Origin of the sequence: Paenibacillus lupini (assembly GCF_011761355.1) — a bacterium.
Lineage (GTDB): Bacteria > Bacillota > Bacilli > Paenibacillales > Paenibacillaceae > Pristimantibacillus > Pristimantibacillus lupini.
The window spans coordinates 343,584-365,364 of the sequence record NZ_JAASRW010000005.1; the positions used below are offsets into that span (position 1 = coordinate 343,584).

A 21,781-nucleotide genomic window follows, 5' to 3' on the forward strand; every position below is an offset into this window, starting at 1 on the left:
TAAAGGGGATAGAATGGATATGAAAAAAATCGCAGTTCTCGCTTCCGCGGCTATTCTTACTACTGGATTGCTCGCTGGTTGCAGCTCGGATAATAAAGATAATGCCAATAAAGCATCTAATGCAACTGCAAATGCTGACGCTGGATCAGCTATGAAGGACGGGAAATTTGATCCACCTATCACGATTTCGATTGCCAAACAGCAGGACGAGAATGCGGGTAAATACATTAATGGAGAGACCATAAACGATAATGTGCTTACGCGCTGGGGCAAAGATAATCTTGGCATTAATATTGAAACCACTTTATTAGGCGGTGACGCTGGCAACTACAATACAAAGCTTCGACTAGCCATTACCGGTTCCGAGAAGCTTCCGGATGTGCTGCCCGTGTATGACACGATGCTGGAGAATGATCTTATCCAATCCGGACTTGTGAAGGATATTACAGAAGACATCAGCAAATATATGCCTGACCGTTTGAAAGAAATATACAAGCAGTTCCCAACGTCATTTAATCCGATCGTCCATGACGGCAAGGTTTACGGTATGGCTATTGCGCCGAACTTAACGGAAGGCCAAGTAATGCTGATCCGACAAGATTGGCTGGATAAATTAAATCTGAAAGCACCTACTACGATCGATGAATTCGAGAAGGTTATTGCTGCGTTTACGAATGATGATCCAGATGGCAACGGTCAGAAGGATACCTATGGTTTTGATTTCTCCGGCAAAGATTCCTATAACACAGGCTGGGTAAGCGATTCGGTTATGATTTTCAGTGCCTTCACCGGTAAGAATCTTCCTGGACAATGGTATAACGATAACGGCAAGCTTACTTATGGATCGGTAGCAGAGGGTACGAAAGAGGCTTTGGCCAAACTGCAAGACTGGTATTCCAAGGGTTATTTGAATCCGGAGCTTGCTACACAGGGCGCATGGGATGCACTTGCTGACTTTACAGAAGGCAAAGCCGGCATTATTATCGGTCGTCCATGGCTGTATGGAAGTATCAAAGACGTAGAGAAAAATGTTTCGGGTGCGAAAGTTATTATGTATCCGACAATCAACGGCGTGAATGGGGATAAGACTTATCAAGCAGGCCAGCAAAATGACGGCGTGTTTATGTTCAATAAAGATTTTAAGAACATGGAAGCTTTCTTCGTTTACTATGACAAGTTGTATGACGCTGCGTTTGGTACTGGCGACTTTAAGTATGGGTATGCGGAGGGCTATGATTATGACATCGTTAACGATGAAGTAGTGTTTGATCCTACAAAATTTAATAAGCCACTTGAAGCTGCTGTTATGGTAGGTAAAATGTCGTTTACGAAAAACACGCCAAGCGTCGATGGCACGGGTAAATCCTTCTATGATCTGGCTAATGGTGTAGAAGCCAATACCGGCGTACTGATGAGAGCTGCTTCAACAGATCAGACAACAAGAGACGGGTATGTCATCTCTTATGAGAACAGTGATGTCCTGCTGCCAAATGCATTTAATGGTCCTCCAACTAAGACAATGCAAACTTCGTGGGAGCAGCTTACAACGATGGAGAAAGAAACGTTTACCAAGATCATTTACAGCAGAGAGCCAATCTCGGCGTATGATGATTTTGTGAAAAAATGGCATGACAAAGGCGGTACTCAGATTACGGAAGAAGTAAATGAGTGGTATACCAATGCCAGCAAAGTTGATGTCATGACTAACATGGGATTGAAATAAATAAAGAGAAAGGACAGGTTCAGTCAAGGTCATCTTGGCCGAACCTGTTTTTTTGCAGAAACGGAGGAATTGTTAATGAAAATGTCTAATGTTGAGCCGCTTGTGGATCAGTACGGCAACCCCGTCCATGCACATGGTGGTCATATGCTCTACGAAGAGGGGTATTATTACTGGTTTGGAGAAAACAGAACGGGAAGACGGAAAGTAAGCTGTTACCGGTCCAATGATTTGTCGCAGTGGGAATGGCGGAATGATGTGCTTACGCTGGACTCACCAGTAAAGCCGATTTATCATCGTACGTCGCTCACGCTTGAAACGAAGGAAGGCGCTGATCGTGGTTACGGTACGGGAGCGGTTATCGAACGCCCGAAAGTGTTGTTTAATGCAACCACTGGACGATATGTCATGTGGATGCATTGGGAGAACGGGCGGGACTACTCCGATGCGCGTTGTGCGATCGCCGATTGTGACACAGTGGATGGCGATTATATTTACCGGGGCAGCTTTAATCCGATTGGTCATATGTCGAGAGACTGTACGTTGTTCCAGGATGATGACGGTACAGCTTATTTCGTCTCCGCGGCAAGGGAGAATGCGGATCTGATCATGTACCGGTTGTCACCAGATTATCTGAGTATCGAGGAGCAGGTGAAAATTTTATGGCCGGGTCAGGCACGAGAAGCGCCTGCGATTATGAAGCGTAACGGCGTCTATTTTCTAATCTCCTCTGCCTGTACCGGCTGGCTGCCGAATCAAGGAACTTATGCCTGGTCGGAAGAGTTGACCGGCCGATGGTCTCCTTTGCAGCATCTGGGGGATGCGACTACGTATGATTCCCAGCCTGCATTTATTGTTCCGATTACAGGAACGGAAAGTGGACAAACCTCTTATTTGTATGTAGGGGACCGCTGGGATCCTTTACATTATCATACCTCTTCCTATGTGTTCCTCCCGCTTAGTTTTCCTTCAGATCTGGAGATGAGGCTTGATTGGGCGGATCAGATCGATATCGATTTAAAGTCGGGTAATTTGAAGGCAGAACAAGGAGCTAGCAGCAATCGTATTCGGATCAAGAGTATCGGGACAGGACAATATCTTGCTGCGGGAGAGCAATTGGAGATTCGTAAATTGGCTTATGGAGATCCAGAGCAGCAATGGACGGTGGAATATGACTCTACTGGGATGGCGAGACTGCGGAGCGCTGATAAGGTGTTGAAGGTGGATGCCGAAGGTATACTGATCCTTGAAGCAGCAGGTGCAGCAGGTAATGATGAATTCCCTTGGCGGTTTACTGCTGCTGATGAAGAGGGATTGTTGATTGGCTGTGGCGAGATTGTTCTAACAGCCTCTTCTGAGCAGAGAAGCAGCAATGGAGAAATAACGCTGGAATCCAAGGTTGTTCATGATCCGCGTAGGGGAGCGAACAAACAGCTCTTTCAACTCATACCAGTAAGATAATCCTTGGAAGGAAAGAGGCATAGCGATGAAGGATTCACTATCAGTGCCTGCTGGATGGTTCCAAGCTGATGAACAAACGCAGCTTGATGCTAATCCTACAGGAGGCTGTCGGATGACAACACCGCCAATTGGTGGTGGTATGACGCTGACACCCGGACATCTTGCTGCTGAAGCATGGGTTAATTATCATTTTGTAAATCTGGAAGTGTATCACGAATGCCATGATGTGCTGGTGTTGTTGTTCAGCTTTTACGATCAAGACAATCGTTCCATTACTTATCATGTAGGTACTCTTCCAGGTGTAAGCACAGTGATCTGCATGCCGCTTGTCCATCTTAATGGAGAGAAGCTGTTTCTTCCACGTTTTCCAGGCGTCATGCAAACGGTACTGCGAGGGGATGCGCAGATTGACCGGGAAAGGATTAGTGGATTCTCAATTTCTACAATTCCATCAACAACAGACAGAAGTGTGGAAATCCGAAGTATATGCTTAAGCAAGATGGAACCGATACCAGATTATAAGGCTGATCCTTATATCGATGAGCTGGGCCAATTAAGAAACAGGGATTGGCAGGGTAAAACGAAACATTCAAAAGAGCTTATGGATGATTTGCAGGCAGAGCGAAAGCAAGTGGTTGATGGTGAAGCAGATAAGTTAGACAACAGAATTAGCCGTTATGGAGGCTGGAGAGGGCTTCAGTTTGAAGCAACAGGTTATTTCCGTACAGAAAATGATGGGAGCAACTGGTGGTTTGTTGATCCTGATGGTTTTGCATTGTTTAGTACAGGGATGGACTGCGTTGGCCCGTCCTCCTCTATGCGAGTAACCGGCATGGAACATCTGCTGCCATCGCTGCCAGATAAGGAAGGAACCTATCGGGATGCATGGTCGAAGGATGGGAAGGAGTTCAGCTTTCAAATTGCCAATCTTATTAGGGCATTTGGTGAAGAGTGGCGTCCAGCTTGGACAACGTTAACCGATTACCGGTTGAGACATTGGGGCTTCAACACGATTGGCAATTGGTCTGACCCCTCTTTTATCCGGAGCACCCAGCTTCCTTATGTATTTCCGATGTCGGATTTTCCGCAAACAGAACAGACAATCTTTCGGGATTTTCCAGATGTATTTAGTGCAGAATATGAGCAGAATGCAAAACGATTCGCTGAACAGCTGCTTCCCTTGCTGGATGATCGCCGTATGATTGGTTATTTTCTGCGCAATGAACCACATTGGGCGTTCGTAGATGGTCTTAACCTGACTGAGCAAATGTTGAAATCGCCAGTGCGATTTGCCAGCAAGGAACGATTTGCCCAGTGGCTGCGAGATAAGTATATGGATGTGGAGAAATTAAATGCAGCTTGGGGAAGTGCATACAGCAGCTTTGAGCAGCTGTTTCAATCTGAGAATAGCATAGTTGATTCTCAACCTGCGCGTAATGCGGATTATGCCTCGTTTAACCGTTTGCTGATTCGCCGTTATGTAGAGATACCTGCAGGGCTGTGCAAGCAAATAGATCCTAACCATCTTAACTTAGGCATGCGATATGCCTGGGTAGGCAGCGATGAAGTGCTCGAAGGCTGCGAATGGTTTGACGTCTTCTCCCTTAACTGTTATCAGTTTTCTCCTGACAGGGACCAAATTATCCAGATAAGCAGTAAACTGAACAGGCCAGTGATGATTGGCGAATTTCACTTTGGCGCAGCAGACAGCGGTATGCTGGCTTATGGGATCCGAGCAGTAGCAACGCAAGAGGAGCGTGGACATGCTTACCGATATTTTGTGGAACAGGCAGCAGCTATTCCGGAGTTGATTGGTGTTCATTATTTTCAATGGAATGATCAGCCTGTACTTGGGCGGTTTGATGGAGAGAATTATCAGATAGGTGTAGTAGATGTATGCAACCGGCCTTATGCCCCTTTTATAAAAGGAGTTAAGCTAGCTCATGATCGGATGTATGATGTACGTACAGGATCAAACCAGCCCTATGACGTAGCACCAGTCGAGATACCTAAAACAGGCTTTTAGTTCCTAATAGAAACCACACTTCATCATGAAGTGTGGTTTCTTACTTTCCGTTTAAATTCGGTTTAAGTAGGCAGGTTATTATAGCTCTATAGCAACGACAAACTAATATAGGAGCTGATTATTATGACAACAATTAACTCACAGAAAAGAATCGCCATTATCGGTGGAGGACCTGGTGGACTTACACTCGCTTTAATTTTGCAGAAGCATGGCATTGCAGCAACGATTTATGAGCGTGGCGGTGTGGAGGGCAATGCTGAGCGTGGTGGTTCACTCGATATTCATGAGGATTCCGGACAGTTCGCATTGAAGGAAGCGGGGCTTCTTGAACAATTTCAGGCCATTGCCCGTTATGAAGGTGAGGATTTCCGGTTGTTTGATAAGTCTGGCAAGGTGTATATGGATGAAGTGGCAGAGGAGGACGGAGGAAGCGGCCGCCCAGAGATTGACCGCGGCGATCTTTGTGATCTGCTGCTGAAGGATCTGAATCCGGAAACGATCCGTTACGGCTACAAGCTGACAGAAGCGATTCCGCTGACTGACGGCAGGCATGAGCTTCATTTTGACAATGGTGAAAAAGAGATTGCCAATCTTGTTATTGGGGCGGATGGTGCTTTCTCTCGTATTCGACCACTACTAACGGATGCCAAGGCAACCTATACCGGGCTTACTATGGTAGAGCTCCATGTGGATACAAATGCACATCCGGATCTTGCTGCCTTTAACGCGAGAGGTAAAGTCTTTGCACTGGACGATCGTAAGGGGATATTGGCTCAGTTAAACGGGGACGGCAAAATCAAAGTGTACTTAACCTTTACGGCTGAGCAGGAATGGATCGATACTTGCGGTATTCCGTTCGAACAGCCTGTAGAAGCAAAGAATCAGCTATTAACGCATTTCGAAGATTGGGACGACATGCTCAAAAATTATATTCGGTATGCCGATGATACGGTTCTGCCTAGACGGATCTATATGCTGCCGCTTGGTTTGCGGTGGGAACGGAAACCAGGGGTCACACTGATTGGAGATGCTGCCCATCTGATGTCTCCATTCGCAGGGGAAGGCGTGAATCTTGCTATGTTTGATGCAGCGACTTTGGCACTTGCCATAGTTGAGCACGAAGATATGGAGCAAGCTATCCAAACTTATGAAGCGAAAATGTATGATTACTCTTCACAATCCGCTCAGGGATCAGATGACAACTTGAAGCTGATGTTCTCGGATAACGCCGCAGCTAATCTTAAGGGTCTGTTTGATGATCTGCATGCTCAGTTTGCTGAGCAATGAAGGTATTATAAAAACGGTCGCGGGGACTAATCCTACACGGCCGCTTTTGCTTTAGTCATGGTGAGTGATTCCTATTTAAGCGATAACATCGTTTACAGTACGAGTGAGATGATTTTTTGTGGGAAATCTTCTTTTGAATCTATTTGTTTATAGGTTTATCTGCAAACGGAGCAATTCGAATGATTCTGTAGAAGCGCTAGCGTTCGCTTTTGCTAGGGGATTCCTACCTTATTTACTGATTCAAGGGAATCCCCTAGCAATGGCGATCGGAAGAACATTCGAATGCGCAGTTGCTGTATAACCCAACTAAATATGTTTCGTTACGAAGAAATATGTTTTTCTCGGTACTGCCCCGGAGTAATCCCCTCCAGCTTGCGGAACGAACGAATGAAGTTTTGCGGATTATTGTAGCAAAGACGTGCGGCAATGTCTTTGATCGAAATATCCGTCTCTCGCAGCCATTTCTTGGCCATGCTGAACCGGTAAGTCGCCAGATATTCGCTGAACGAGCTGTTTGTTTCTTTACGGAAAACACTGCTTAAGTAGTTGGCATTATAATTAAGCCTCGACGCACATTCCTCAAGCGAAAGATCAGTATCGTAATGATGATGAATCAGATCGATAATTTTCTCCGATATATTGTGGTATTGAGCATCCTGCCGATCCCGGAAGATTTGTATCATCGGATGAATCACTCTCGTCCAGAACCACTCCTCGATTTCCGGCACCGTATTCAAATGAAGAAGATCCTCAAATAAAGAGCTTTTGCCGGGATGAATCTGATTAAGGCTAATCCCTGATTCTTGTTTCACAATCAATAAACTATTCAATAATCGAACTAGCGGAAGATGATATTCCTGCGGCGACATCTGATCCGAGAAGACGGGTCCAAGGAAGGAACGGAGCAGCTCCTTCGATTTATCCTTATCTGCTAATTTGATTGCATCAATCAGCTCGTTCTCCAGATGGCTCGGATAGCTGATATTCAAATAATGCTTGCCTTGGTTGACGTTCTCGTACTGAATGACGATGCCTTCCCCTAATTTGAGACGATGCTTCAGTGCGTCCAAGCCTTCTTGATAGGCGAGTGAGATATGCGCTATTGAATCGAAAGGCAAGCTGATCCCGATGCTGACTTTCAGCTCAAGCAGTGTTTGTATTTGCTGCTGCAAATGCTCGGTTAATTCAAATAAGGCGGTCTTGAAGTCGTTTATCTCTACCGTTGCACTGCCAAATAAAGTCGCTACGGTATGATCAATCGTAACTGAGCCAAGCCTGTTGTTTGCAGGAATAAGTTCTTCAATCATATTATGAATGGCGAATAACAGCAGTTCTGTATCGCGTTTCTCATAGCGGGTCCCATCCAGTGAATCGATCTGGAAAGTGACAACAGCCAGCGATTCCCACGCCTGAAGCTGCGTACTGTAACCAAACCTCTCCAGCTGTTCAGTAAGATCGTTGTTTTTAACCTGACCTTGGAACGCCTTGGCTAGGAATAACGTACGAACCTGCTTAAGATGCTGCTGCAGCTCACTCTCGAGCTGGGTTTTAGATTGAAAGAGCTGTTGAATTTGCTCGCCTATTGCTTGGAATTCATTCTTACGGTTCTGACGAATCTCTGGGGTTCGAACGTCCATCTGCTTCAGCAGCATTTGAATAGGGGAATACATCCGCCTTGAACCAATCCATGCAAGCAGCATCGTAACAAGAAGCATAAATAAGCAGACAACAAGCGTGTAAATGCCAATCTTTTGCGATTCTTTCGTCAAGCTGGCAATAGAGGTGAAGGACAGATAGATCCAACCGTTGGTTGGTGATTTATAATAAGTGACCGAGTACTTCTGATCGTTAATGAGTGACATGAATTGCCCGGATTGCTCGTTTAGTTTCTCTGTATCAGTAAATCCGGTAACTGATATGGATTGACCAATCACAGAATGGTCGGGGTGAAGCAGGATATGATGCTTGTCGTCCAAAACCATTGTTGTATCCGATTGCTCGGGATCGTATTGCAGTAAGGTCTGCAGGCTGCAGGAAGGTATGTTAGCCATGATGAGCCCGTACGGATTACGTTCCGTGACTGGCAGTTTTTTGATCAGGCTAATGTTATATTCACACTTGGCGCTGTCTGCGCTTTCTTCGCTATAGAACCAGACGGATGGATTCATAGACCAAGCTGTATCCTCGTTGGATTGAATAAGGCTTGTTAGCTGTTCATGGTAAGCGTATTGATCAAACCGATATAGACCGGAATTTTTGATCATCCAGTTATGGCGGCTGTTGATTAGCACGACGTCCTCCAGCTTCGTATCAAAGGATTGCATATGTAGAAGCTCATCACGCAAGTTGTCATAAAGTGTGAAATCGCTTACATTTAAAGGGCTGTTCATCGCTTTTTTTAAGACGTTGGAGTTGATGACCTGATTTAAAGTATGGTTGACAGTTGTTAGGATTTGATCTACATTGGCATTAATTTGAACAAGTAGTTGGTATTTTCCTTTATTTACATCTTTTTGGATTTCGTTTGATGAAGTGACGTATGAAAAGATGCCGATGAATAATACGGGCAATGTGCTTAACAAGAAACCGAAGACGGTCATTTTGGTTAGGAAACTAAAAGAGCGCATCAATTACCAACACCTTATCCTCTTTATATGTCTATATTGTAGGTCATTTACCATCGATTGGACAATAATCATTAGAGCCTAGAGTAATCATTATTGCAGATTCAGGGGGGATTTCGATGTTTCTAAAGGATGTAATCAGCAGAAAGAAGCGAATCTGCGGAATTGTGATGGCAGCGATTTTCCTTAGTTCATGCAGCAATCAGACCGGATCAGAAGTATTCGAGAAGAGTCAATCACGGCCTGTCATCACGATAATGGCTCCGCTTCATTTTCCGCAGGGTCCAGATTCTTCGCTTGTTCAGCAGCTTGAAGAAATGACGGGTACCACGCTCATGATCGACTGGGTTCCCGACGAAATTTATACGGATAAAATGAATGCGGCATTAACGATGAATTCACTCAAGAAAGCGACGTTCGTCAAATATACGGATTACATATTTCTAAAGAGCGCGATCCGCTCCGGCATGTTCTGGGAGGTTGGGCCATACTTGGATGAATACCCTAATTTGAGGCGGTTAAATGATAACATCTTAAGCCAAACAGCTGTTGACGGTAAAATATACGGCTTGTATACGGAACGTCCATCTTCTCGGCAAGGTGTTATTCTAAGGGAGGATTGGCTGGAAAATCTCCAGCTTGAAGCTCCAAAAACAGTTGACCAGCTCTATAACGTATTAAAGCAGTTTACAGTCAAAGATCCGGACCAGAACGGAAAAGATGATACTTTTGGGTTAACGGACCGGAATGATCTTGTATTTGGGGCCTTTAAGACACTTAGTTCCTATTTTGGCACCCCTAATAACTGGATTGCTCAAGATCATCAAATTATTCCTGAGTTCGAGACAACGCAGTATAGAGATACGATGAACTTTATGAAGAAGCTGTATGATGAGAAGCTCATTAACCAGGATTTTGTCGTGACCAGTAAGGATATCCAGCGAAATATGCTCATCAGTGGAAAAGCTGGTGTTTATATCGGCAGTATGACGGATGTACAGCGGCTATCGAATGAAGCAAAGCAGTTTAATCCTGAGGCGCGCTTTACAGTCGTAAACCGGATTGAAGGACCTGAAGGCTACAAGGTATGGTCAATTCCGAATTTCAATGGGCTGTTCCTGTTCTCGAAGAGCGCGATTAAGACGGAGAATGAGCTGAAGCAGGTTCTTAATTTTTTTGACCGAACGATGGAAGCAGATGCCGCAAACTTGATGAAATATGGAATAGAAGGAAGGCACTATACACTGGCAGGCAAAGAAGTGCAGCTTCCCGTAAAGAATGAACAGCTTCGTATTGACGAAGTTAGTCCGTTGTATTCTCTGATGATTGCCGATTTGAGCAATCCCAATCTGATGCAGGTCGCACAGGAGGATCCGCTGCTGGCGTTAGCTGAGAAGCTGAGCGTCGATAACGAGAAGTTTATCGTTAAAGATCCAACTGTGAACCTCGAATCCGTTGCTTTTGATGAGCATAGTGAGGATTTGAACCAGATTATCAGCGATGCTACCTATCAATATATTCTTGGTCAAATGGATGAAGCAGGATTTAATCAAGAGATCGAGAAATGGCGGCGCAGCGGCGGCGAGCAGATTATTGAGGAATATACGAAATCCTATTTTGAATAGAAGGGTAAGAAATCCGCCTCGTGTTTGCGAGGCGGATTTCTTTTGTTGTCATTCGAGAGGATCATAATCATTTCTTCAGATCAGCCCAGATGAGCGGTTAAAGTGTACGAATGATTGTATCCGTAATGAATGGGTCGGAGGTATGGTTGATCTGCAGCACATCCAATATCGAGGTGGAGGCCAATGAGCATGAACAAAAAGGGGTTTGCTTTTCTATTAGGTACGGTAATGAGCCTCAGCATGGTTCTTACTGCATGCAGCAGTAATAATAACAGTCCAGCGAATAACGGAGGCAATCAAGCAACACCAACCACAAGTACGGAAGCGTCACCGGAGGCATCGGAACCAGCAGCGGAGGAGCCAACAGAGATTACGATTATGCTCCCGCTTAACGTTGCACAGACACCACCTGACACGATTAAAAATGAGATCGAGAAACTGACGAATACGAAGCTGACGTATCAATTTTTCCCGGCGGACACCTATGAAGATAAACTGAACACGACCTTGGCTACCGGTGGTCTTCCGCAAGTTACGTATTTGAAAAACCAAGCGACCTTCGTTCAAATGAAAGGTGCGATTCGTGATGGTCAGTTCTGGGAGATCGGACCTCTGTTAAGCGAATTCCCGAATCTAAACAAGCTGAAGCCTCTCATCTTGAACAATACGAAGGTAGATGGCAAGCTGTATTCGCTGTATATCGGCAGACCACTTGCCCGCCAAGGCATTATTTACCGTAAGGACTGGGCGGACTCTCTTGGACTGAAGACGCCTGAGACGGTAGATGAAGTGATCGCGATGGCCAAAGCTTTTACCGAACAGGATCCGGATGGGGACAAAAAAGCAAATACGATTGGACTCGCCGACCGGAATGACTTGGTCTATGGTGCATTTAAGACGATTGCCTCCTGGTATGCTACGCCAAATAACTGGGGCGAAAAGGATGGAAAGCTGGAGCCAGACTTCACCTTCCCACAATATACAGCAGCTATGGACGCGATGAAGCAAATCCGTGATGCTGGCGCTATGAACAAAGATTTTGCAGCAACATCCAAAACCGATCAAATCAGCTTGTTTACAAGCGGCAAGGCTGGCCTTTACATCGGCTCCATGTCGGATATCGATTCTTTGAATAAAGACCTGATCAAAAACGTACCAACAGCAGTTGTGGATACATTAGCTCTTATTAAAGGGCCAAACGGAGAGCAAGCTACTTGGGCGATTCCAGGCTACAACAACGTTGTCTTGTTCCCGAAATCAGCAATTAAAGATGAAGAGGCATTAAAGAAAGTACTGGCATTCTATGACAAATTAATGACGCCTGAAGTCGCTAACACCATGTTCTGGGGAATTGAAGGAACGCATTATACCGTTGAAGAAGGCAAGGCAAAGGTGACAGAGGATGGCGATCTGATTGAACGTGAGGTTAAAGGGTTCAAAGATAGTCTGATAGGTGAAGCAGAGACGAATGGCATGTATGAAGGGTTCTATACATTGCCAGGACGTATTAACGCAGAAGCATTTACGAAAGAGAATGAGAAAATTGCCATCATGGATCCTACAGCAGCACTTGATTCCCCGACATATACAGAAAAAGGGGTAGAGCTGCAAACTCTCATTACTGATGCGACTTACAAGTATATTTACGGTGAAATCGATAAAGTCGGCTTTGATAAAGCGGTCGAAGAGTGGAAAAAACGCGGCGGCGACAAAATTATTGAAGAGTTTAATGCGGTGTACAAAAAATAATTCATTCCAAGCAGGGAAAGCCGAAGAGGCTGGCTGATCCGTCAACCGCCTCTTCGATCTACACATGAAGAGAGGAAGAAGCAGGATGCGGGAAGTGATCGTTCACCCGGAGCAAGTGCAGGCGCCTAGAACAGGAAGCGGGATCACGAGGCGTCTTCGCCGCAATATATGGCTGTATGTCATGGTGCTGCCAGGACTCCTCTATTTTTTGATTTTCAAGTATGCGCCAATGTTCGGTTTGATTATTGCGTTTCAGGACTTTAAACCGTTCAAGGGGATAAAGGGAAGTGAATGGGTAGGCTTTGAGCATTTTAACCGTTTATTTACCGAACCCGATTTTCTGAACATTTTGAGTAACACGTTAATCTTGTTTGGCTTTAATTTATTGTTTTATTTTCCAATTCCGATTGTGCTGGCTTTAATGCTGAATGAGCTAAGGATGAATTCATTCAAACGATTGTTCCAAACCCTTATCTATTTACCGCATTTTATGTCATGGGTCATTATCGTGTCGATCAGCTATGTGATGCTGACGATGGATGGAGGGATCGTAAATGCGGTCCTTGAACAGTTCGGATTGGAAAAAATCAATTTTCTGCTTAGCCCGGAATGGTTCCGTCCAACTTATATTCTTCAGGTCATCTGGCGGGAAGCTGGCTGGGGAACCATTATCTATTTGGCGGCTATGGCAGCGATCGACCCGCAGCTGTATGAAGCAGCACGTATGGACGGCGCGGGACGAGTCCAACAAATCTGGCATATTACGCTTCCAGCCATCCGCAGCGTTATCATCGTACTGCTCATTCTGAAGATTGGCGATGTATTGGAGCTTGGCTTCGAGCATGTCTATTTGCTGCTTAATGCGATGAACCGGGATGTGGCGGAAATTATTGATACGTATGTATACACGGCGGGATTAAAGCAAGGGAAGTTCAGCTATAGTACAGCGATCGGACTGTTTAAATCCGTTATTGGGCTTGTCATGGTCATTTCTGCGAACAAGCTTTCCAAGAAATTCGGATCAGAAGGAATCTATTAAGCTATGACCAGGAGGAATCAGCATGATACAGGATCGCACATTAGGAAGCCGGCTGTTTGGCATCGTGAATTTTACGCTGCTCGCGATCTTTTCGCTAGCCACCGTTCTCCCGTTCATCCATGTCGTAGCCGGCTCTTTAACGACAAGCGCGGAGATGGCGGTCAAGAAATTTATTATTTTCCCGACAGATATAAGCTTTGAAGCTTATCGCTTCGTCTTCTCGACGAATACGATATTCCGCTCCATAGCGGTATCGATCGGAATAACCTTAATTGGTACAGCCTTCAGTATGCTTGTTACTTCGATGATGGCATACGGCTTGTCCCGCAAAGATCTGGATGGCCGCAAGGGCTTGATGTTTATGGTCGTATTCACCATGTTGTTTAATGGGGGACTTATACCTACCTTTCTTGTTGTAAAAGAGCTTCATTTAATCGATACGTACGCGGCGCTTATCTTACCGCTCACGATTAGTGCGTTCAACATGATCATTCTCCGCAATTTCTTCCAGAACATCCCGGAAGGGCTGGAGGAATCGGCTAAGATTGACGGCTGCAGCGATTTTGGTATCCTGTTCCGAATCGTGCTTCCGCTGTCAATGCCGGCTATTGCGACCATTTCGCTTTTCTATGCTGTAACCTATTGGAACACGTACTTAAATGCGATTTTATACTTGAACGACAGCAAAATGTGGCCGATTCAGGTGCTTCTGCGTCAGATCGTTGTTCTCGCAAGCGGATTTGATTACAGCTCCAGCCTAGACGGTGCCGTGCCACCACCAGATCAGGCGGTGAAGATGGCGGTTATCGTAGTCGCTACACTTCCGATTCTGGCCGTATATCCGTTCTTGCAGAAGCATTTTGCCAAAGGCGCACTGCTTGGTTCGATTAAAGGGTAACTGAGCCTGAGTATAGAAAGCGAAAAACCTCACTAATAGTGAGGTTTTTCGTGCGTAAGCAAATATATAAGGTACGAGGTAGGGTTCAGTAGTAGTGTGCAGAATTGGCTAATTGTGGTAAAGTCAGCATGTAGCGGCGAATCCCATGAACATGGAGGGATCATTTGAACAAGATAGGCTGTATTCTTTTATTGGTTATCGTTGTTCTTACTGGATGCAATCGTTCCTCATCCTCATTGGAGGAAGTACACTTCAACCATCTGAATAAAGAGGTTAGGGCATTTGTTGATCAGTTCAAAGACCGGAATGGGATCTTCTTATATTCTCGAGTAGGTGAAGATGAGTACTTTATCGTGAACTATGCAACAATTCAGCAAGGTGAGCCGGCGAAATTCCTGAAAGATATTCATGCGGAGATCCGCGGTCAAGTCTTTACGATTATAATGAATGAACAGGACACATCTGATCTTCAGGACCAACGATTGAAGAAATTTTCTATTTATAAGCTTAATAAGAACCATAAGATTGACAGCATACAGGTCATTAAGAATGGGAAAGAAATACCAATTGATATAGTTGGCAGTTGATGATCGTAGGAGGGTTACAACATGGAAGGCAATAATGAGGTAGTCAGCAATGAAAATACAGGTTCAAGCATTTGTGAAGTTCTGCAGATTTTAGGGGCGAAATGGGCTTTCCTCGTGCTTGAGGAGTTGATGAATGGACCACTTCGCTTTAATCAGCTTCAACGGAATATATCGGTCGTGAAGACCCAATCGTTAACGAATACGGTTCGTCATCTGGAGAACAATGGACTTGTTTTCCGCCAAGTGTTCCCGACGGTACCCGTATCCGTGGAATACTCGTTGACGGAGAAGGGCAGAGATTTTCAAGCAGCACTCAGAGAGATGGAGAAATGGGTTCAAAAATGGGGCGACTCACCTCATCCAAGGCTTAGTCGTACTTAAATAAAAGGTTCCTTAAAACCGCAAGAGCTTCGTGCTCTTGCGGTTTTTTGTGTTACAGTCACTTACCAAATGGTTAGTTACTCCAAATAGATGGATTATAGCAAAACAAATTGCGTTCTTACTAAAAGTAAGTTGCTTCGTTATAATCCGAATATAGCAAGCAAATGAAGAGGAAGAAAGGAAGTGCAGTTATGAATCGAATGGTCATTTATGTCTTAATGATAGCGGTATTCTTTACGGCAACCTCGGAGCTCGTGATCGCTGGAATCTTAAATGTATTAGCGGATCAAATGCAAATATCGGTGAGCCTTGCTGGACAGCTTATAACGGCTTATTCGCTCGCTTTTGCTATTGGAACGCCAATTATTATCACACTTACAGCCAACTTTCCGAGGAAAAAGCTAATGCTTATGGCAATCGCCGTTTTTATATTAGGCAATTTGGTTTCAATTGTAAGCACCAGTTTTATTATATTAATGGCTGGACGGATGATTCTTGGAGTGAGCTCAGGTGTATTTATGGTGGCAGCTTTCAGCGCAGCAGCAAAGCTCGTGCCGGTTGAAAAAATCGGCAGTGCAATGGGGACGATCATTCTCGGATTCAGCAGCGCTATGATTCTTGGTGTACCGCTTGGAGTTGCTTTAACCAATATGTTTAACTGGCAGATGATCTTTCTGGTCCTCGGAGCAGGAGGGATTGTGATTCTGATTGGCCTCACTCTTCTGCTGCCGCAGATTGAAGGTGACTCCCCGGTTCCTTTCAAGCAGCAGTTAAGTGTATTAGCTAATCCTGTCATCTTCTTCGCACTGCTGCTTGTTCTATTTAGAGAAGCTGGCAACTCCGTTATGTTTACGTATATCGCTTCATTCCTTAGTTCAATTCTTCATAGAAGTACAACTGAAATTGGCATGATGATGCTGCTGTTTGGTATTGCAGGTGCAGTTGGTGCACGGATTGGTGGCTCGGCTGTAGACAAATGGGGCAGTGCCAAATTAATTCTGATTGGAGTCATGGTCCATGTTTTAGCGCTGTTTCTTCTGCCATTAGCCGTCGATTCCTTCCCGCTCGCCCTTACACTTCTATCCTTGTGGATCATGTCGATGTTTACATTAGGTCCAGCTACTCAAACCTATTTCATCGAGAGAGCACCTCAATCCTCGAATCTCATCATCAGCTTGAATATTTCAGTCACACAGGTAGGAATTGCTGCCGGCGCAGGTGTTGGTGGAATGGTTGTAGATTGGAACGAAACAGTCCTATACAATCCATTAGTAGCAGGCATTGTACTCGTTCTCGCCTTGGTCGCAGCGACAGTGTCCATTAGAAAGAGTGAGCAAAACTTACCCAAATTAAAGCGAAGCAGCCTCTAATGTTTATAAACAAATGGCCGTGCAGGTTTAAACTGCACGGCCACTTCTTTATTCCCCTCTCAAAAAAGACGGTTTAAGCAAGCGGAGCATTTGAATGATTCTGGAGAAGTGTAACGTTCGCTTTTGTGAGGGGATTCCAATCCTATTGGAATTGTTCCAAGGAATCCCCGAGCAATGGCGATCGGAAGAACATTCGAATGCGCAGTTAGCACCTATACCGTCGACCTCATTCGAATGCGCAGCTTGCACCTATACCGTTCACTATCCTCTCCCGTGCAAAGCCTTATACTCCGAAGGCGTACATTTTTTATACGTTTTGAACACGCGATTAAAGGTCGGCAGGCTGCCAAAGCCGGATCTCATAGCCACTTCCATAATGGACAGATTAGGATCAGTAAGCAGCTTCTCGGCATGCATGATACGGTGCTGAATCAGATAGTCGTAATAGGATAATCCCATGTACTGCTTAAACATACGGGTAAAGTGATATTTGCTGAAGCCTGACAACTCGGCAAGCTCATCAACGTGAATATCTTCCGTGCAATGCTCGTTCATATAGTTGCATACCTGCAAAAACTTATCGATGTATTTATGCTGCTTATGACTTTTTGTACGTGGAAAACGACGTTCCTCATGCATGAAGTTACGTCCCAGTGTAACAAAAAAGGAGATAAGCTTTGCGTAGGCAGATGCCTCTTTCAACATCGTATGGCTGTAATATTCGTTCACAAGCTCTAAAAGCATAGGTCGTAACAGGCCATGAAGCACCTTATTCTGTTCAGCAGTAATGAGCAGGTAAGGACGAAGCAAATGGAAGGTGGAATCAAAGCCATTTAACGCATAAAGCATCGAACTGTCAAATTGCAGGATCAGCCTAGTTCCGGAATCCGGTGCAAAAATCTCATGAAGCTCTCCTGGTGGCAGTACTAGAATATCGTTTGGATAGAGGACATGCTTTGTTTCATCAACGATTACCGTGTAGATGTTTTCCAGCGGCATGATGACTTCCACGGCGGTGTGCCAATGAATGGGATAATTCTCGACTTCCTTGTTGAGGAAAACTCGAATTCCGGAATGTTCACCGTATGAGACTGTTTCTTTGGCACCGTTAAGGACTGGGATCATCAATCATTCTTCCTCTCGTTAGTCAGATTGCTACCTATCAGATAATGGCATCCTGTGAACCGAAAAGCAATAAGTCTATCAAAAAAGGCAATATATGAGAAGTGAAAAGCTATATTTACGAAGAGGGAGAAATCAAATAGGGATATAATGAATCCAATGAAAGCGAATACATTTGTCGAAGTATGACATTAAAATGGCATGTATTCATAGTATAGTCCGTTATTCGCTGCAACTTAAATAGTTAAATATAGCTATATTTAAGGGCGGCGTAGACAAAATGGACTAGAGGAGAGTGGAGATAAATGGAAGGCACGAACAAGGCATTGGACGCATCCCCTCTTTGGAGGCATGTCAGAAAAGAATGGAAGCTGTATTCATTCCTTATTATTCCTCTGATCTATTTCATCATCTTCAAATATGCGCCTATGATCGGAAATGTAATCGCTTTCCGTAAGTATCGCGGCGGACCTAACTTCATGGGCTCTGAGTGGGTTGGATTGCAATATTTCAAAATGTTTATGAAAGATCCTACCTTCTGGCGGGCCTTCACAAACAATCTGGTGTTAAGTATTTCCTATCTAATTATCCGTTTTCCGCTAACTTTAATTTTTGCCTTGCTGATTAATGAAATTCGGCGGCTTAAGCTGAAGAAGTTCGTTCAGACCATTTCGTATTTGCCGCATTTTATTTCGATGGTTATTTTGGCAGGTATGGTAAAGGAAATACTATCCGCATCTGGTCCGATTAACGCTCTGCTAGGCCATTTCGGAGTCGAGCCGATTGCGTTTATTTCTCTGCCGCAGTGGTTCCCTAGCATATATGTGACCTCCGGTATTTGGCAAGGTCTTGGATGGGGCACAATTCTATACCTTGCAGCGATGACAGGTGTCAATACCGAGCTGTATGAAGCAGCTCGAATTGACGGAGCCACTCGGTTCAGACAGGCATGGCATGTTACGATTCCAGGTATTCTGCCTACCATTATGACGCTTCTTGTCTTGGATATCGGTGGCATAATGGGCTCTAATTTTGAGAAAATCTTGCTCTTGTACAATCCGCTTACCTATGAAACGGCTGACGTTATATCTACCTATGTATACCGGATGGGGATTACGAATGCTAACTTCAGCTATGCAACAGCTGTCGGCCTGTTCGAAGGGGTTATCGGCTTGATCCTGGTAACGATGGCAAATACGATCTCGAAAAAAACAACGAAATCAAGTTTGTGGTAGGAAGGAGTGCTATAGCGTGAAAGCAACTTCAGGTTCTCGATTATTTAATGGCATCAATGCCTTGATTATGACGCTGGTCGTGCTCTTTACCTTGTATCCGTTTGTTTATCTTATTGCGCAGTCCTTTAGTTCCGAGGCTGCTGTCTATGGGGGAAAGGTATCGTTCTATCCTGTAGATTTCACTACACTTACTTATCAAGTTATCTTGAGTAAGCCGGATTTCTTCCGATACTACGGCAATACGATCTTGTATGCAGCAGTTGGTACTCTTATTTCTGTATCGGCAACGGCTATAATGGCGTATCCGCTCTCGAAAGAAAAACTTCGTCTAAATAAGTTTTTCATCCCATTTGTGCTATTCACAATGTATTTCGGCGGCGGCCTAATCCCGAACTACATTCTAGTGGCCAAAACAATGGATATGCGCAACACGATTTGGGCTCTTGTTATTCCCGGTGCAATTAGCGCCTTTAACGTTATATTGATGAAAACCTTTTTCTCTAGTCTGCCTAACGAGCTGGAGGAATCGGCGAAGGTTGATGGGCTTGATGTATTCGGGATTTTCCTTCGCATTACGCTTCCTTTATCCAAGCCGATTCTGGCAACGATGATCTTGTTTGCTATCGTAGGATATTGGAACAGTTGGTTTGATGCTTCCCTATACCTGCAGTCGAAAGAGAAATGGCCGGTAGCCCTTTATTTACGGCAAGTTATTGAAACGGCTATTAGTCCGGCTGAGCTTGGAGCAAGCGCTGAACAGACGACACAGATTGCCGCTACTGTTAAATCAACTGCGATGGTATTAACTTCATTGCCTATCATCTGTATCTATCCATTTGTACAGAAGTACTTCGTTCAAGGGATGATGATTGGTGCAGTGAAAGGGTAAAAGCGATATTAACGGAGACTGCTACCAAGCAACTTCTGTTATATATAAATAGTAAAAGGGAGGCACGGCATGAAAAGATTCAGTAGAGCAATGGGATTGATATTATCGGTCATCATGGTCATGTTCGTAATGGCAGCATGTAGTGGGAACAACAATGGGAAGTCTGGCAATAACGAGGCTTCACCAACAGCGGGTAATGGTGCAGCTTCACCTGCAGCATCGGATAAACCTGCCGAGGATTACACATTTGGCGAAGACGTAATGTTCCATGCCAATGAGCCGGTTAAGTACTCCATGATGTTCAGTGATAACGAAGGCTATCCTTACAAAGAAGACTGGAGAATCTGGAGCGCAATCAAAGAGAAAACAAACGTTTCGTTTGACCTGTCGGTTGTAGCAAGAACGGAATATGAGAACCAGAAATCGCTCCTAGTAAACAGTGGCGATGCTCCATACATCATCCCTAAAACTTATGATGAAACAGCATTTGTTGCAGGCGGACAAATCGTTCCGATCAGCGACTATGTACAATACATGCCTAACTACCAAAAAGCTGTAAAAACTTGGGGCATGGAAAATGACCTGAAGGTAAAAATGCAAGCTGACGGTAAATACTATGTTCTTCCTGGTATGTGGGAAGCACCAGGCGGCGGTTACTCTTTTGTCATCCGCAAAGATATTTTCGAAAAAGCAGGCGTAGATCTGTCCAAAGAAACGAGCTGGACCTATGAAGATTTCTACGCGGCAATGAAAAAAGTTAAAGAATTCACAGGCAAAAAATATGTATTCTCTGATCAATCCAAAGGCGAATCGACTTTGAATATTGCAGCTGTAGAATACGGCGTAACGGCTGGCTGGGGTAAAGCAAACGGCATGCGCTTCAACCAAGATTCGAAACAATTCGAATTTGCCGATAATACACAAGACTTCAAGGATTATGTTTCGTACTTTAATAAACTGGTAACAGAAGGTCTTATGGACCCTGAATCGTTCACACAAGAAGATGATGCAGCTAAAGCGAAATTCTACAAAGGCGATACCTATGTGATCAACGCCAACTACCAAGTATTTACTGACTTCCAAACAAAGATGGAAGATCCTGGTGCAGAGCTTATGATGATCACGCCTCCAGGTGGTCCTAAAGGCCAGCTGCAAGTTGAAAACTCCCGTCTTGAGAACGGCATTATGATCAGCAAGAACGCACTGAAGGATCTGGGCGAAGAGAAATTTATTGAGATGCTTCGTTTTGTCGACTGGCTCTGGTACTCTGATGAAGGTCAAACACTCAGCCTGTGGGGTGTAGAAGGCGAGACTTATACGAAGGACGCAAGCGGTAAAATTACGCTTAATTCAGATATCACGTACAACGGTATGAACCCTACAGCAACGAAGAAATTAAACGCAGACTACGGCTTTGGCGGCGGCGTATTCGCATACGGCGGTACTACAAAGCTGAGACAGTCGAAGATGACAGAAGGCGAAATCGACTTCAATAACCGCATTCTGAACAACCGTCAAGCTCGCCCTGTTTCACCGCCAATTATGGCAACAGCAGACGAAAGCGAACAGTTGAACCTGATCTCGAAGCCGCTTATGGACTATGTAAGCACGATGACGCTTAAATTCATCACAGGCCAAGAGAAGATGGATAACTTCGACAGCTATGTAAAACAAACACAAGCAAACGGCAGTGACCGTTACTCGCAAATGGCTAACGAAATCTTCGGAAAAACGAAGAGTATCCTCGGTTACTAATAAATGAAAAACA

16 protein-coding genes are annotated in these 21,781 nt (G+C 44.6%); 14 read left to right on the forward strand and 2 right to left on the reverse strand.

All coding sequences use genetic code 11. From position 1 onward, the window contains the following. Positions 1 to 19: 19 nt before the first annotated feature. The 4 genes from FHS17_RS17995 (at position 20) to FHS17_RS18010 (ending at position 6,494) form a co-directional block, all read left to right on the forward strand. Positions 20 to 1,723: a type 2 periplasmic-binding domain-containing protein gene (locus FHS17_RS17995; RefSeq protein ID WP_167279808.1), complete on the forward strand. Its 1,704-nt coding sequence runs from the start codon at positions 20 to 22 to the stop codon at positions 1,721 to 1,723. Positions 1,724 to 1,798: 75 nt separating this feature from the next. Next, a complete protein-coding gene (locus FHS17_RS18000) occupies positions 1,799 to 3,181 on the forward strand; it encodes a family 43 glycosylhydrolase (protein ID WP_167279809.1) in 1,383 nt (460 codons plus the stop codon). Between the two features lie 25 nt (positions 3,182 to 3,206). Then, a complete protein-coding gene (locus tag FHS17_RS18005; protein WP_167279810.1) occupies positions 3,207 to 5,207 on the forward strand; it encodes a beta-galactosidase in 2,001 nt (666 codons plus the stop codon). Positions 5,208 to 5,330: 123 nt separating this feature from the next. After that, positions 5,331 to 6,494, forward strand: coding sequence for an FAD-dependent oxidoreductase (locus FHS17_RS18010; RefSeq protein WP_167279811.1), 1,164 nt, complete (start codon positions 5,331 to 5,333; stop codon positions 6,492 to 6,494). Positions 6,495 to 6,814: 320 nt separating this feature from the next. On the opposite strand, the gene FHS17_RS18015 is transcribed toward FHS17_RS18010, so the two are convergent. Further along, positions 6,815 to 9,121 carry a helix-turn-helix domain-containing protein gene (locus FHS17_RS18015; protein ID WP_167279812.1) on the reverse strand — a complete coding sequence of 769 codons (2,307 nt, stop codon included), beginning with the start codon at positions 9,119 to 9,121 and terminating at the stop codon, positions 6,815 to 6,817. 116 nt (positions 9,122 to 9,237) lie between these two features. On the opposite strand from FHS17_RS18015, the gene FHS17_RS18020 reads away from it, so the two are divergent. The 7 genes from FHS17_RS18020 (at position 9,238) to FHS17_RS18050 (ending at position 16,767) form a co-directional block, all read left to right on the forward strand. Then, entirely contained in the window at positions 9,238 to 10,743 is a 1,506-nt protein-coding gene (locus FHS17_RS18020) for an extracellular solute-binding protein (protein ID WP_167279813.1), read from the forward strand. Between the two features lie 189 nt (positions 10,744 to 10,932). Next, positions 10,933 to 12,492 (forward strand): extracellular solute-binding protein, encoded by a 1,560-nt coding sequence (locus FHS17_RS18025; protein ID WP_167280067.1) that lies wholly within the window; start codon positions 10,933 to 10,935, stop codon positions 12,490 to 12,492. Between the two features lie 85 nt (positions 12,493 to 12,577). Next, on the forward strand, positions 12,578 to 13,531 hold the full coding sequence (locus tag FHS17_RS18030) for an ABC transporter permease (protein WP_167279814.1): 954 nt from the start codon (positions 12,578 to 12,580) through the stop codon (positions 13,529 to 13,531). Positions 13,532 to 13,553: 22 nt separating this feature from the next. After that, positions 13,554 to 14,429: a carbohydrate ABC transporter permease gene (locus FHS17_RS18035; protein ID WP_167279815.1), complete on the forward strand. Its 876-nt coding sequence runs from the start codon at positions 13,554 to 13,556 to the stop codon at positions 14,427 to 14,429. 164 nt (positions 14,430 to 14,593) lie between these two features. Then, on the forward strand, positions 14,594 to 15,016 hold the full coding sequence (locus FHS17_RS18040) for a hypothetical protein (protein WP_167279816.1): 423 nt from the start codon (positions 14,594 to 14,596) through the stop codon (positions 15,014 to 15,016). Between the two features lie 21 nt (positions 15,017 to 15,037). Continuing rightward, on the forward strand, positions 15,038 to 15,397 hold the full coding sequence (locus tag FHS17_RS18045; RefSeq protein WP_167279817.1) for a winged helix-turn-helix transcriptional regulator: 360 nt from the start codon (positions 15,038 to 15,040) through the stop codon (positions 15,395 to 15,397). Between the two features lie 191 nt (positions 15,398 to 15,588). Beyond that, the gene (locus FHS17_RS18050) at positions 15,589 to 16,767 is read left to right on the forward strand and encodes an MFS transporter (protein WP_167279818.1); all 1,179 of its coding nucleotides are present in this window, start codon (positions 15,589 to 15,591) and stop codon (positions 16,765 to 16,767) included. Between the two features lie 261 nt (positions 16,768 to 17,028). Here FHS17_RS18050 and FHS17_RS18055 read toward each other — a convergent pair whose 3' ends face one another. Then, on the reverse strand, positions 17,029 to 17,892 hold the full coding sequence (locus FHS17_RS18055; RefSeq protein ID WP_167280068.1) for a helix-turn-helix transcriptional regulator: 864 nt from the start codon (positions 17,890 to 17,892) through the stop codon (positions 17,029 to 17,031). Between the two features lie 302 nt (positions 17,893 to 18,194). On the opposite strand from FHS17_RS18055, the gene FHS17_RS18060 reads away from it, so the two are divergent. The 3 genes from FHS17_RS18060 (at position 18,195) to FHS17_RS18070 (ending at position 21,768) form a co-directional block, all read left to right on the forward strand. Then, positions 18,195 to 19,124, forward strand: a complete 930-nt coding sequence (locus tag FHS17_RS18060; protein ID WP_167279819.1) for an ABC transporter permease — start codon at positions 18,195 to 18,197, stop codon at positions 19,122 to 19,124. 67 nt (positions 19,125 to 19,191) lie between these two features. Then, positions 19,192 to 20,013, forward strand: coding sequence for a carbohydrate ABC transporter permease (locus FHS17_RS18065; RefSeq protein ID WP_208420464.1), 822 nt, complete (start codon positions 19,192 to 19,194; stop codon positions 20,011 to 20,013). Between the two features lie 69 nt (positions 20,014 to 20,082). Continuing rightward, a complete protein-coding gene (locus tag FHS17_RS18070; RefSeq protein ID WP_167279821.1) occupies positions 20,083 to 21,768 on the forward strand; it encodes an ABC transporter substrate-binding protein in 1,686 nt (561 codons plus the stop codon). Positions 21,769 to 21,781 lie beyond the last annotated feature (13 nt).